The organism is Burkholderia sp. HAN2018, assembly GCF_024704855.1.
Classification (GTDB): Bacteria; Pseudomonadota; Gammaproteobacteria; order Burkholderiales; family Burkholderiaceae; genus Burkholderia; species Burkholderia cepacia.
Genome location: NZ_QOBB01000063.1, coordinates 16468 through 30845, shown reverse-complemented (window position 1 = coordinate 30845; position 14378 = coordinate 16468). Strand labels below are relative to the sequence as shown.

Sequence of the window (14378 nt, the reverse complement as noted above, 5' to 3'; positions counted from 1 at the left end):
TTCGAAAGGACATCGCAATGTACATCGACTCGCTTCTCGAATTCTCGCGTGCGCAGGCGCTGTCGGCGTCGGGTGCATCGCAGAACATCATCGACCTCGGCAGCGACCGCGACATCGGCCCCGGCCGCCCGCTCTGGATCGTGGTTTCCGTCGCGGTTGCCGCAGTCGGCACGGGCACGTACCAGATCGATCTGGAAACCGACGATAACGCCGGCTTCTCGTCGCCGACGAAGATCGCATCGGTCACGCCGGCCGCGGCAGCGCTCACCGCCGGCCAGCGCCTGGTGATCGGCATGCCGTTTGCCAACGAACGTTACCTGCGCCTGAACTACACCCTCGGCGGCACGACGCCGGGCGTCACGCTGAACGCGTTCCTGACCGATCAGGATCCGACCGCGTGGCAGGCGTACCCGGACGGCATCGCGTAATCGACGCCGACTGATCGATGGGCGGCGCTTGCCGCCCATTCAACGCACAACACAACGAGGTAAGACATGCCGAAGGTCAAGGCGATTCAAACGGGTTTCTACCGTGGTGCGCGCAAGCGTGTGGGCGAAGTGTTCGACGTCGAGAAGGGCGAAAAGGCGAAGTGGTTCGTTCCGACCGACGAGGCCAGCACGGGCCCAAAAGCCCGTGGTCGCAGCGACAGCACGTCGAATACGGATCCGACGACTGGTTCCGGCTCGTCCGGCGGGCAGGACGCCGACGATCTGCAGTAACGGACTGACGAATGGCGTCGCAGGTAGGCATCGCGAATCGCGCGCTGACCAAGCTCGGGTCGGCGCGTATCACTTCGCTCGACGAGGACTCGAAGGCGGCCGCGACGCTGAATTCGATGTACGACGACGTGCTCGACGCGTGTCTGCGTGAGCACGTCTGGTCGTTCGCGAAGACGCGCGCGCAGCTCGCCGCGCTCGCCGACGCGCCATTGTTCGGTTTCGGCTACCAGTACCGGCTGCCGGCCGACTTCGTTCGCCTGATCCAGATCGGGCAGTTCCTGATCTATCCGAAGACCGACACGCGCGGGCTGTTCAGTATCGAGTCGGGAAACATCCTGACCGACCTGCAAGCGCCGCTCGCGATCCGTTACATCAAGCGTGTCACCGACCCGAACGCGATGGATCCGTTGTTCCGCGAGACGTTCGCATGCCGCCTAGCGGCCGAGTCGTGTGAAAGCCTGACGCAGAGCGCGACGAAACGACAGGCCGCGTGGGCCGAGCACGATCGCGCGATCGCGCAGGCCGTGCGCGTGAACGCTATCGAGCGCCCGTCGCAGCCGATCGGCGACGACACGTGGCTCGAATCGCGCAACGGTATCCCGTTCCCCGGCGAGACACCGATCATCCGCCAGTAGGAGGGCGCATGCCGAAGGCAGCACCGCAGCAGGTATCGTTCGACGCCGGCGAGCTTTCGCCGCTGCTCGGCGCGCGCGTGGACCTGGCGAAGTACCCGAACGGGTGCAAGGTGATGGAGAACTTCATCGCTACGGTGCAAGGACCGGCCATCCGACGCGGCGGCAAGCGCTTCGTCGCACCGATCAAGGATTCGACCAAGCAGGCGTGGCTGCTGCCGTTCATCGTGTCGGACGGCATCGCCTACATGATCGAGTTCGGCGATCACTACCTACGCTTTTTCGTGAACCGCGGCCAGCTCGTCAGTGGCGGTACGCCCGTCGAGATCGCCACACCGTACGCGCTCGCTGACTTGACGACCGAGGACGGCACGTTTGCTATCCGCGTCGCGCAAAGCGCCGACACGATGTACCTGTTCCACGGCGCGTATCCGACGCAGAAACTGCTGCGCACCGGCGCGACGACGTTCTCGCTGCAGGCTGTCACGTTCGTCGGTGGCCCGTTCGCGACGGTGAACATTGACAACGGCGTGACGGTGCAGGCAAGTGGGCAGACGGGCGGTGTTACGCTGACCGCGAGTTCGGGCATCTTTCGCGCGTCCGACGTCGGCACGCTGTTCTATCTCGAGCAGGTCGACAACTCGTACGTAAAGCCATGGGTCGTGCACCAGAAGATCGCCGTTGGTGACCTGCGTCGCGTCGACAACCGTGTCTATAAATGCACGCAGATCGGCACGCAGACACCGCAAGTCACCGGCGCGGAAACGCCGACGCATACGATCGGCCGCCGGTGGGATGGCACCGGGCAGGACGAGTCGTCAACAGATGAGTGGGGTTCGATCGGCGCGGAATGGGAGTACCAGCACTCGGGCTACGGCACAGTGTTGATCACGGGATTCAGCGACGCGCAGCACGCGTCGGGCACCGTCACAACGAACGACCCTGCCGACCCGTGCATGCTGCCGAATACGGTCGTCACGTCGGGCACGTACAAATGGGCCCGGTCGTTGTTCAATTCGACCGATGGATTCCCGCAGATGGGAACGTTTTGGAGCGAACGCCTGTGCATGATGCGCGATCGCTGGCTCGCACTGTCGGTGTCGGCTGACTTCGAGGTGTTCAAGACGAAGGACGCCGACCAGGCAACCGACGACTCAGCAATCGTGCAACAGCTCAACGCGCGCCGGCTGAACAAGCTGGCGTGGATGGTCGAGTCCGACAGCCTGCTCGTCGGCATGACCGGCGACGAGTGGGTGATCGGGAAGTCGAACGGCTCGCTCGCGTTGAGCGCGACGAACATGAACGCGCGCCGGCGCACCTCGTACGGCTCGAAGCGCCTGCAACCGGTCGAGGTCGGCGGCACGATCCTCTTCGTGCAGAAGTCGGGCCGCAAGCTGCGCGACTTCAAATACGACTTTTCGTCCGACAACTACGTGTCGACCGATGTCACGAAGATCGCCGATCACGTCACGCGCGGCCGCGCCGGTTCGAACAACGGGATCATGTCGCTCTGCTATCAGCAGGAGCCGCACTCTGTCGTGTGGGCCGCGCGCGCCGACGGCCAGTTGATCGGCTGCACGTACGACGAGGAAGCCGGCCGCAGTGACGTCTACGGCTGGCACCGACACCCGGACGCGAATGGGTTCGTCGAGTGCGTCGCGTCAATGCCCGCACCGGATGGTGCGTCCGATGACCTGTGGGTAGTTGTGCGCCGCCAGATCAACGGGCAGACGGTGCGCTATGTCGAATACTTGAACCCCTCGCTGCAGGACGACGACGCACAGTCGTCGGCGTTCTACGTCGATGCAGGGATCACGTACAGCGGCGCGCCGACGACTACAGTCACCGGACTGGCTCACCTCGAAGGGCAGACAGTCGCAGTGCTGACCGACGGAGCAGTGCATCCGTCCCGCACGATAGTAACGGGATCGATCGCGCTCGAATGGCCGGCTTCAGTCGTGCACATCGGAGTTCCGACGAAATGCCGTATCCAAACCATGCAGCTGAACGCCGGCGCCGCAAACGGGACAGCGCAAGGAAAGACAAAGCGCGTGTCGAACGTCGTGACGCGCTTCTCGCGGAGCCAGGGCGGCGCCGTCGGCCCGTCGTTCGCCGACAGCGATCTCGAACCGCTGAATTTCCGTAGGCCGTCGAACGCGATGGACAACGCCGTGCCGCTGTTCGACGGCGACATGGAATCGAACTGGCGCGGCGACTACGAGGGGCAATCGTGGGTCTGCTACCAAAACGATCAGCCCTTGCCCGTGACGCTGCTCGGCTTCTTCACGATTGTGGATACGCAAGATGATCGCTGAGCAACTGACGCCCGCGCACATTCTCGCCGTCAAGCTGCAGCCGGCACAGGCCGGCGTCGCTGGCGCGCTGACGCGCGAGTACGCCGAAAAGCTGTGCACGCTGACGCGTGTCGGGTGGGCGATCGTCGACGGCGACGAAGTGCTCGGGTGCGGCGGCATCGTCGAGATATGGGAGAACCGTGCGCAGGCGTGGACGCTGATCTCATCGGCGCTACTGCGCCGATTCCGGCCGGCGCACCGTATGGTGTGCGCCGTGCTCGACGACGCACCGTGGCGGCGGATCGAAATGGACGTCGACGCGTCGCACGCAGCCGGCATCGCCTGGGCCGAACGCCTCGGCTTCGTGAACGAGGGCGTGCGCAGGAAATACACCGTCGACGGGCGGGACGTGATTCTTTTTGCGAGGGTGAAATAGTGGATCCGGTATCCGCACTGACCATTGGCAGCGCCGCGATCTCGACGGTTGGCGCGATTTCGGGCGGCATGGCGAAGTCAGCGCAGGCGAACCAGCAAGCCGCCGCGCTCGACCGCAATGCCGCGCTTTCCGACCAGCAAGCCACGCAGGTCTACGCGCAGAACGTGAACCGCGAAACGGCGCAGCGCGCGCAGGCCGGGCAACAACTCGGCGAGCAGCGCGCGGCCGTGGCCGAATCGGGCTTCAACCCGAACGTCGGTTCGGCGCTTGACACGCAGGTGCAGAGCACGCGAAACGCTGAGCTCGACGCGCTGCAGACGCGGTATCAAGGCATTCTGCAGGGCCAGTCGCTCGAAGACCAGGCGCAGCAGGATCGGTACGCGGCGCGCACCGCGCGGGCCAGCGCGCGCAACAGTCTCGTCGCGAGCGGTATTTCGGCGGCGGCGTCGCTGCTCGGCGGCGTCGCGTCGTACGCGAAAACGGGAAGCAGCCTGTTCTCGAGCAGCACCGGCGGTTCGTTCTCACCGCTTGGCGGGCTGTCGTCGTTCGGCCGCATCGGCAACATGACGGCCGGCCTGACGTCGGGCGTGAATAAGTACGGCTTCTCGGGAGGTCTGTAATGGCTGGAATCCGGATCCCGGTCTATAACTCGCAGGTCACGCCCGCGCTGCAGACGTCTGGCGCCCGCACGCCGCTGACCGTCGTCGACGACAGCACGGGCGCGGCGCTGCAGCAGGCAGGTGCAGCCGTCGGTCAGGTGGCCGGCGTGCTCGAAACGCAGAAGCGGCAGGATGAACAGGCGGCCGTGGCGCGTCAGATCGGTGACGATCGCGTGACCTGGCTGCAAAACATGCAGACCGCGAAGGACAACGCCGCACCGGGCGCACCGGATTTCACGCCGAACCTGATCCGAGGCTTCGACGACTACGCGCAGCAGCAACTGCAGCAGATGCCGGACGGCGTCGCGAAACGCTTTTACACGATGCAGCTCGGCGACCTGCGCACGTCGCTGGCCGGGCAGGCCGTCACGTGGCAGGCCGAGCAGCACCGCGCGTACAACGTGAGCCAGTACCAGCAGGGCAACGACACCGCGGCCCGCGCGATCGCGATGGATCCGAACCTGTACGGGTCGACGCGGGCCTCGCAGCTCGCGCTGATCGACACCGCGCAGCTTGACCCGCAGACGAAGGCGAAGCTAACCGAGAACTTCAAGGACGTGGCGTCGACGGCCGCCGGCATGCGCATGGTGTCCGAAGACCCTGCCGCCGCGCTCGGCGTGCTGACGCAGAAGCCCGACCAACCGCTGCCCGCCGGTTACGAGTGGGTCGGCGACTTGCCGCCGCATAAGCTGGTCGCCCTGCAGGGGCATGCGCGCACGCTCGTCGCGCAGCAGCAGAACGCGGCCGACCGCGAGGCGTTGCAGCGCGAGAACGACGCAGCGACAGCGCACAATCAGGCGCTCGACCTGGTGAACGCCGGCAAGCAGCTCAGCCCGGAATACACAACGCAACTGCTGACGGCCACGGCCGGCACGGCGGTTGCAGAGCAGACGCGCCAGCTGATCAACGTCGCGAGCCAGCGCGCGGGGTTCGCGAGCGCGTCGCTGCCTCAGCAGGCCGCGACGTTGCAACGCTACCAGACCGAAGCGTCGACGCGCGGCACTGACCCCGATACGGCTGCGGCGGTGAAGCAGCTTGAGCAAATCCACACGGCGAGCGTCGCCGCGTACAAGGCTGACCCGTGGAACGCGGCGCTCGACCGCGGTGTGCTGCAGGGCGTGCCGCAGGTCGACACGTCGAGCGTGCCGGGCCTCGTCGCGTCGCTCGCCGGGCGCGCGCAGGCCGCAGGCGCAGTCGAGCAGGCCGCTGGCCGCCGTGTGTCGCTGATGACGCCCGACGAGGCGCAGACCGTGCTGACCGCCGTCGATGCGCTGCCGATCGACACGAAGGCGCAGGCGCTGAACCAGATCGGGCAGGCATACGGCAACGCTGGCCGGATCGCGGATCTCGCTGCGCAGTGGAAGGAAAAGAGCCCGGCGATGGCGCTCGCGTTGAAGGCCGGTGCGGCGGACACTGGCGGCAAGCCATTGCTCACGACGAGCGGCGCGCCGCTCAGCACGTTCATCCTGACGGGCGCGCAGGCGCTGAAGGACAAGACCGTGAAGCTCGACGAGGTCGCGGGAACGGGCATGCGCGCCACGATCGCGAACGCGATCGGCGACTCGCTGCCGCCCGAGCAAGCCGACGACGCGAAAGAAGCCGCGTACTTCATCGCGGCGGGCAGCGCGGCGCGCGGCGGTCGCACGCAGCCGAGCAGCACCGACGTGCAGAACGCAATCAGCGGCGCGACGGGCGGGATCTCGACGACGGGCGGCCAGCAGATCAACGGCAAGCCGAACATCGTCGCGATGCCGTACGGCTGGCGCGAGGAAGATTTCCAAACCGCAGTAAAGCAGGTCACGGCGGCGAACATCGAAAACCCGGGCGTCGACACCGTCATCGCGAACGGGCACGAGATTCCGGTCGCGGACTTCATGAAGCAGTTCGCGAGCTACCGCCTCGTTCGCGTCGGTGTGCGCGGCACGTACGCGGTGTCGACCGGGTCGAAGTTCGTCACCGACAAAACCGGCGCGCCGGTGACCGTGCACCTGACATTCCCGACGAAGAACGCACAGACCGGCGCGGCGCCGGTCGGACAATCTCCGACCATGCCGTTCCCGGGAGGTATGTAATGCCGGTCGATTCGCTGTACGCCGACCAGACCGCGAGCTTTCTGCGCGGGCAGAACCAGATCGATGTGCCTGAGCCGCGCTCGTACCCGTCGACGTCGATTACGTCGATCGCGCGCGCGGTGGGGCGTGGTGTCGCGCAGGGCGGTACTGCGTTGTTCGGCGCCGCGTCTGACCTAGCCGCCGGCCTAAGCCAAACCTACGTTGATCCCGATACGCTGACGCTGAACCCGCAGGCGCAAGCCGACGCTGACAAGCAGATCAACGCGGCGATCGTGAAGCAGCGCGCCGGGCACCTGTTCGAGTCGCCGCTCGGCACGCGCGCTTACGACCTGTCGGATACGTTCAAGCCTGACCCGACACGCACGACAGCGATCGATCAGACCGTGCAGGGTGTGATGTCGGGCCTGACGCAGATCGTACCGGCTGCCGTGCTCGGTGGCCCGCTGGCCGGCGCGGCCGTCGGCGGCACGTCGATCGGCATGTCGCGCGCGGAAGACTTGAAGCGACAAGGCGTCGACGTCGGCACGCGGACGGCGGTCGGCGCGGTCGAAGGCACGATCACGGCTGCAGGTGCCGTGCTTCCGGTGGCCGGCACGACCCTCGCGCGCACGGCGGGGCTCGTCGCGGCAGGCGGCCCGGGCGCCGCGATCGCGCAGGCGACGATCGAGAAAGCGATTCTGCGCAATGCGGATTACGATCACCTCGCCGATCAGATCGACCCGCTCGACCCGGTCAACATCGCAGCGTCGACGCTGATGGCTGGCGCATTCGCGGGCGCGCACACCGCCGCGACGACGCGTACCGCGCGGCAGACGGCCGCCGCGGCGGCATTGCCGCTGCAGTCACTCGCGATCGACGCTCGCCGCGCGCTGCCGTACAACTCGCCGCAGCTCGACGCGTACGCCGTGCAGGCTGCGCAGAATGCCGGGGTGCCGCCCGAGCTGATGCTCGCGCTGAAGAACGCCGGCGAGAAGTCGAATTCAGGACAGGTATCGCCGAAGGGTGCGGCCGGCGTGTCACAGATGATGCCCGAGAACCTGCGTAAGTACGGGGTGACCGATCCGACGGATCCCGTGCAGGCTCTCGACGGCATGGCGAAGTACCTGGCCGACACGCAGAAGCAGTACGGCGGCAACCTGCAGGCGATGATCGCCGATTACGACGGGGGCCCGAAGCAAGCCGCCGCGGTACTGCGCGGTGAGCGCCCGCCGGCGAGCGAGACGGCTGCGTACCTCGATCGCGTGAACGACTACCTCGCAACGCGCGGTATCGATTCGGCAACGTTCCACGTGACGCCCGACCAGGTAGACGCGGCACTGCTCGCGCGCGGACAGCGGATCGTCGACGACGCGTACGTGTTCGGCACGCCGGGCGACATCGCAGCGATGACCGCGCATCAGGACGCGTTCGAGCTGGCCGCACGCCAGATGGACGCCGGCCAGTTCCCGGACGTTGCGCGGTTTGTGACAGGCGACGATTCGGCGCGCGCGACCGCGCTCGACTCGCTGATTGCCGACACTGAAGCGCAGCGCACCGACGTCGCGCAGCAGGCCGCCGGCCTCGCCGATCAGGGCGCCGTATCGCAGATGCGCGCCGAGCTCGACCAGCTCACGGCTACGCGTCCGGATGATTCCGCGGCCGGCGTGAAGGAACTCACGCGTCAGCTGCAGGATCAGGGCATGAAGTACAAGGCGGCGGCCGCAAAAGCGCAGAAGCAGATCGACGCCGCGATAGCCGACCACGAGGCGCAGGTGCAGCGTTTGCGCGGCGCGATCGAGGAAAACGCCCGCGCACAGCAGGCGCACCAGCAACTCGGCGCGCTCGACGCGCAGCTGGCCGACCTGCGCACGGCGCGCGCCGGGATCGACGCGCCTGCCACGCGCCGCACGCCGCTGTCGCGTTTTGTCGAAGACGTCGTGCGCGCGCAGACGCGGCGTGAGCCGGTGACGTATCGGCAGTCGCAAGAGCCGGTGCTGCAGGCGGCCGACACGGTTCCCGCCGGCGGTGCGCCGCGCGCAACTACTGCGCCGACCGCTGGCACGCCGACCGCTGGCACGCCGAGCGGTCGCGCCATCGAGGCAAACCTGCGCGACACCGCCGCATTGCGGCCGGACATGCAGGTGACGATCGACACGCCCGCCGGCGAGCGCACGGGCACAGTGGGCGAGCTGCTGCAACAGATCGACGACGAGCACGCCATGAACACGCAGGACGCCGGTCTGTTCGAAGTCGCCGCGAACTGCTTCATCAGCCTGGGGGGCTAAATGCACCAGAAGTGTGTCAACGCGGTCGAGGCGGCCGCCGGCCGGAAGCTCACGCAGGCCGAGATCGACGGGATCGAGAACCGCGTGCGCGCGGGTATGCGCTCGACCGCGCGTCAAGACCCGGCCGCGTGGTCGGCGATGTCGCAGGCCGATCGCGTTGCGGCCGGCGCCGAATGGGCGCGTCAGCAGCTCGTGCATGAGGCTGATCTCGATCGGGCGCGCAAGCAACTGCAGATCGCGAAGCAGATCGAGACGACCGACCGGATTCAGGAAGCGCTGTACGCCGATCCCGAAAACGCTCACCGTAAGCGGGTGCGCGAGGGCATCGTGAAACACGACATCGAGCAGACTTACGTGACCGCCGGTGCGATCAAGTCGGATTACATGCGCCAGACGATGGGCGCGATCGACGCGATGAAAGTGGGGCAGAACTTTCTCGCGCGTGCGTTCGATGTCGATAACCCCGCTATGGAACGCGACATCATCCGCGAGGTGTACCGCGGCGCAGACGGCTCGACGGGCAACGAGGTTGCGAAGGCGGCGGCCGAGCAGATCGGGAAGACGACGAGCGCGATGCGCGAGCGCTTCAACCGCGCCGGCGGTAACGTCGGCGAGCTCGATTATGGCTATGTGCCGATCCGGCACGCGCAAAGCAAGGTGCTCGGCAACGGGTCGGATGCGCAGCGGCACGCCTGGGCGGATGCCGTTATGCCGCTGCTCGACCGTTCGCAGTACCTTGACGATGCCGGGAACCCGCTGAACGACGTCGATCTGCGCAAGGTGCTTGTCGGCGAGGACCGCGAGGCGTGGGAGCGTGCGAACGCAGCCGCGCGCGGCAATATCGCGCCGCGCAAACAAGGCGTGTGGGACACGATCGCGTACGGCGGCGTCAACAAGATCGTGCCGGGAGAGACGGCGGGCAACGCTGCGCGCGCGAACGCCGGTTCGGCGCACCGCGTGCTGCACTTCCGCGACGCCGACGCGCACATGCAGTACAACCGCCAGTTCGGCGAGGGTTCGCTGTTGAATGCGCTGGTCGATCACGTCGGCGGCATGGCGAAGAACATCGCGCTCGTCGAGCGTTACGGCCCGAACCCGACGCGTAACATGAAGACGCAGATGCAGCTGACGGCCGTGCACGACGGCACGGAAATGCGTACGCTGGAAGGCGGTATGACGTCGGTCGGCGCGTACTGGAACTATGTCACCGGCGCGACGAACACGCCCGTGAATCCGGCGCTCGCGCGGAAGATGGAGACGCTGCGCACGACGGTCAGCGCCGTGAAGCTGCAGGGCACGATCCTCGCGGCGCTCGGTGACGTCGGCACGATGTTCGTGACGGCTGGCTACAACAAGGTGCCATTCTTCAAAACGCTCGGCACGGCCGCGCGGCTGATGGCGCCCGGTTCGAAGGACTTCCGTTCGTGGCTGTCGTCACAGGGGCTGATCGCCGAATCGCTTGAGCACGGGCTGAACCGGTGGGGTACGGACAACCTTGCGACGACGTGGGCCCGCAACCTGTCGGCCGCGACGATGAAGTTCGGCGGCGTCACCGGATGGACGGATGCGCTGCGCACAGCGTTTCAGTCGCACATGATGCGCGGACTCGCCGGCATCGGCCGTACCGACTGGAACAGCCTGAGCGAGTGGGACCGCCGCGCACTGACGCGCGCCGGGCTGACCGCCGACGATTGGGCGATCGTGAACCGCGCAACGCCAGGCAAGTACGGCGATGCCGAATACCTGACGCCGGACGCACTGTACGCAACCGGCGATGCGCGAGCGGCCGACGTTGTGCCGAAGCTGCTCGGCATGATCCGCGAGGAAGGCGAGTTCGCCGTGCTGAACCCGGACCTGCGTACGAAGGTGATCGCGTCGGCCACGCCAGGCACCGCAATGGGCGAGCTGAAAAAGACTTTCATGCAGTTCAAGTCGTTTCCGATCGCGATGATCTCGCGGCATTGGGGGCGCATTGGCGACATGCGGCGCTCGGGCGACTTCCGCGTCGACGGTGCACCGGCGCTCGCGAACCCGATGGCTTACGCCGCGGCGCTCGTCGTCAGCACGACGCTGATCGGCGCGATCTCGACGCAGGCAAAGAACCTGCTCGCCGGCAAGGATCCGGAACCGATGTTCGACGACGTGAAGCACGCGGGCGGCTTCTGGACGCGGGCGTTCTCGGTTGGCGGCGGCGCCGGCTTCGCGGGCGACATGCTGACCGCTTCGTTCGAAAGTACCGATTACGGCTCACTGCTCGGGAGCGTGGTCGGCGGGCCGCTGCCGTCGACGATCTACCAGGTGGTCAGGGCGTTTTCCAGCAACGCGCAAGACGCCGCGCAAGGGAAGGATACGCACGTCGGCGCCGACTTGCTGAAGGTTGCACAGTCGAACACGCCGCTCATCAACCTGTGGTTTTGGAAGACGGTGTGGAACCGCCTGATCTGGGACAACCTCGCCGAGAACCTGTCGCCAGGCGTCACGCAGCGGAACATGAACCGGTCACGCACGCAATACCACAACGACTATTACTGGTCGCCCGGCACGGGCGAGCCGCAGCGGGCGCCGAATCTCGCGGCCGCGCTCGGTTAAGCGGGGCGGCAGACGACCTGTAGAAGCCCGGCGCCGATGGAGCCGGGCACGACTTCCGACATGTTCGCGGTGGGGTTCGGGTACTTTGTCGAGTCGACGGGCGTTCCGTCACCGTCGGCTTTGTCGTACGTCACGGACTGAACGATCGCGGCTTGTCGAGTCCGGCAGTCGAAAATGTACTGCGAGATTGCGGACTGGTAGACATGCGACTCGTTGTTGGAGCGGTAGCGTTGCGGGGTGTCGAACGACGCCTTAACCCACACCTTCGTCAGCTTGCCTGCGTGGGCGATCGTGGACTGATCGATCGCGAAGCTAGCACCCTTCGCCCATACCCCATCAATGGGCCGCCAGTCTGCGGCAAGTGCCGCATTTGCAACGAACAGTACCGCCAAGGTGCAGGCGATGTTCTTCATTATGGCCCCCGTTTTGTGTTCTCGTTGATCCTAGCATAGACCGAAAAACGCACGATTCTGCGGGGATCGGGCGGCAGCATGGCGCAGTCTCTATAAGGGCCGTGCCATGACCGTCGCATCTGACGTCCAAGACGTTACCCACGCAACTGACGGATCGACTGTCAGTTTCACGATCCCGTTCTACTTTCTGAACAACGCGCACATTACGACCGATCGTATCGCAGCGGATGGGACACTCGTGCCCTTGATTTATGGGAGTGATTACACGTTGACCGGCGCGGGAAATCCGGCCGGCGGTCTGCTCACGACTACCTCGATTATCGCAGCGGGATACAAGCTGCACATTTACCGCAGCGTACCGGTCACGCAGGAAACGCAGTATCAGCAGAATGACGCCTTCCCTGCGAAGACGACGGAGAAAGCGCTCGACAAGCTGACCATGATCGCGCAGCAGCACGCGGCGGGGATCGGTCGCGCGCTTCAGGTTCCGGTAGCGGACATCAATCCGACGACGATGTTGCCAAAGGCGAACGATCGGGCAAACCGCGTACTTGGATTCGACAACAAAGGCGACGTGCGGGCGATCAATATGACGATCGGCTCGGTCACTTCGCCGGTCGTCGACAACTACGCAATGCTGCGTCTGATTGAGAAAGCGTCAGCACAAGATGCGTTCGTGCTCGGCGCGAACACCGCCGGCGACGGACGGGGCGGTGGTAAGTATCGGCAGGACGAAACCGATACGACAAGCGACGAAAGCCTGCCGTACATCGTCGTCGCCGCCGACGGGGCCCGCTGGAAATTGACCGGTGCGATCGCAACGGGCATGAACATCTCGGCGCAGCAATTGCTGTCGAGCGAACCGTTCGGTAGCCCGCTGCCGACCGATGCCAGCTTCATCTGCGCGGGCGCGACACAATCCGAGAACCAACAGTTCATGGCGCAGTTCGAGTTCGTGAGCAACAAAGGCACGAACCCGCTCGGCGGCAATGTGACGCTTTACACCGCGATCCGCGGCTACGCGAACAGTGGTGGCATCTGGGCATTTAACAACGTCGCGATTGCCGAGGCAGGATTCCCGTATCAAAGCTCGAATATCTTCGGCCAGGAATTGAACATCAACAACTGGGCTGGAGACTACAACGAGATGGGGGCGGCAAACTCGATTGGCCTGATGATGAACGGCCTCGGGTACCGAAACACGTGCGCGATGCTGATCAGCACCGCGACCGGCGCACCACTGTGGTACTACGGCCTTCGATTCCAGCCGAACACCGTCCAGCAGTCGACCATTCAGGATCTGAGTAGCTCCGTCGTGAGTCTCGATATTCGAGGCACGCATCGGTATGGTGTGGATCTCGGTAATGCGCCGCCCTTTACCGGCGGTGGTATCCGCATCGGTTACGACCAGACTCGCGGGCAGGTGGTGAAGGGCATCGTATCCGGGCAAGGTGACTTTGCGCCGCAGCCCGTGATCGGTTGCGATGCCGACGGACACGTGACGCTTGGCGGCACGGCTGTTGGCAGCCACTTCGTTGCTGGACACCTTCAGCCGATCGTCGACAACACGTATTTCTGCGGTTCGGCGAGCTATCGATGGGCATCGCTCTGGTCAGCGAACGGCACGATCCAAACATCCGATCCAAGTCTCAAGACGGATATCGACGCGCTGCCGATCACACTGCCGCTGGTTCTCAATCTGAAGCCTTCGACGTGGAAATGGATTGATGGGGGGGTGCTCCCCGAGGTTGTCGACTACGACGAAGAATACCAGGTCACTGAAACCGTCACCGCTGACGAGCTCGTCATCGAAATGCGTGACGGGGTGCCGACGCAGGTAACGCGGCAGACGACGCGCGAAGTACCGGTTTTCGACTACGTGCAAGTTGTCGACGAGAACGGCGAACCCGTGTTCCAGACAATTCCCGCGGCGAACGAAGTGCGAGATCCGCGATCCGGCGCGGTGCTCGCGCCGGCACAGGAGGCGAAGACGATTCCGCTGACGCACCCGGTGCCGCGCATGGCGACCCGCAAGGCAAAACGAACCGAGTTTGTTTCGCACGCAGGAAAGCGAACGCATTGGGGCTTCCTCGCGCCGGATGTGAAAGCCGCTTTTGAAGCCCTCGGCATCGACTTCGCAGGCTACGTTCTCGACTCGGAAGGTGTGCAGCACTTGCGACCGGATCAGTTGATCCCTGTTCTCTGGAAAGCGTTTCAGGAAGCGTATGCCGACATCGACGCGCGCCTGAAGAAACTCGAAGACGGTGCGGGGTCGCTCACCCCGTCGGCCGCATGAGGTG

Annotated in this window: 11 protein-coding genes; 10 read left to right on the top strand and 1 reads right to left on the bottom strand. The window is 65.4% G+C overall.

The genetic code is table 11. The annotated features are described in order from the left end of the window. Nucleotides 1-17 precede the first annotated feature (17 nt). The 9 genes from DPV74_RS17975 (at nt 18) to DPV74_RS17935 (ending at nt 11665) form a co-directional block, all read left to right on the top strand. A complete protein-coding gene (locus DPV74_RS17975) occupies nt 18-428 on the top strand; it encodes a Bbp16 family capsid cement protein (protein WP_119337684.1) in 411 nt (136 codons plus the stop codon). Between the two features lie 66 nt (nt 429-494). Further along, entirely contained in the window at nt 495-719 is a 225-nt protein-coding gene (locus tag DPV74_RS17970; protein WP_119337683.1) for a hypothetical protein, read from the top strand. Nucleotides 720-730: 11 nt separating this feature from the next. Then, the gene (locus DPV74_RS17965; RefSeq protein ID WP_119337682.1) at nt 731-1354 is read left to right on the top strand and encodes a hypothetical protein; all 624 of its coding nucleotides are present in this window, start codon (nt 731-733) and stop codon (nt 1352-1354) included. A gap of 8 nt (nt 1355-1362) precedes the next feature. Then, the gene (locus DPV74_RS17960) at nt 1363-3666 is read left to right on the top strand and encodes a hypothetical protein (RefSeq protein WP_119337681.1); all 2304 of its coding nucleotides are present in this window, start codon (nt 1363-1365) and stop codon (nt 3664-3666) included. After that, a complete protein-coding gene (locus tag DPV74_RS17955; protein ID WP_119337680.1) occupies nt 3656-4081 on the top strand; it encodes a GNAT family N-acetyltransferase in 426 nt (141 codons plus the stop codon). The genes DPV74_RS17960 and DPV74_RS17955 overlap by 11 nt, the downstream gene beginning before the upstream one ends. Further along, nucleotides 4081-4701, top strand: coding sequence for a hypothetical protein (locus tag DPV74_RS17950; protein WP_205571920.1), 621 nt, complete (start codon nt 4081-4083; stop codon nt 4699-4701). The genes DPV74_RS17955 and DPV74_RS17950 overlap by 1 nt, the downstream gene beginning before the upstream one ends. Further along, nucleotides 4701-6812, top strand: a complete 2112-nt coding sequence (locus tag DPV74_RS17945; RefSeq protein WP_119337679.1) for a hypothetical protein — start codon at nt 4701-4703, stop codon at nt 6810-6812. The genes DPV74_RS17950 and DPV74_RS17945 overlap by 1 nt, the downstream gene beginning before the upstream one ends. Beyond that, entirely contained in the window at nt 6812-9076 is a 2265-nt protein-coding gene (locus DPV74_RS17940) for a lytic transglycosylase domain-containing protein (RefSeq protein ID WP_119337678.1), read from the top strand. Before DPV74_RS17945 ends, DPV74_RS17940 begins: the two co-directional genes overlap by 1 nt. Beyond that, entirely contained in the window at nt 9077-11665 is a 2589-nt protein-coding gene (locus DPV74_RS17935) for a hypothetical protein (protein ID WP_119337677.1), read from the top strand. It abuts the gene before it with no gap. On the opposite strand, the gene DPV74_RS17930 is transcribed toward DPV74_RS17935, so the two are convergent. Then, complete coding sequence (locus DPV74_RS17930) at nt 11662-12078, bottom strand: surface-adhesin E family protein (RefSeq protein WP_119337676.1); 417 nt, start codon at nt 12076-12078, stop codon at nt 11662-11664. The two genes, DPV74_RS17935 and DPV74_RS17930, sit on opposite strands and share 4 nt — an antisense overlap. Before the next feature lie 106 nt (nt 12079-12184). Between DPV74_RS17930 and DPV74_RS17925 the strand changes: the two genes are divergently transcribed. Then, nucleotides 12185-14374, top strand: coding sequence for a hypothetical protein (locus tag DPV74_RS17925; protein WP_162923075.1), 2190 nt, complete (start codon nt 12185-12187; stop codon nt 14372-14374). Nucleotides 14375-14378: the final 4 nt, after the last annotated feature.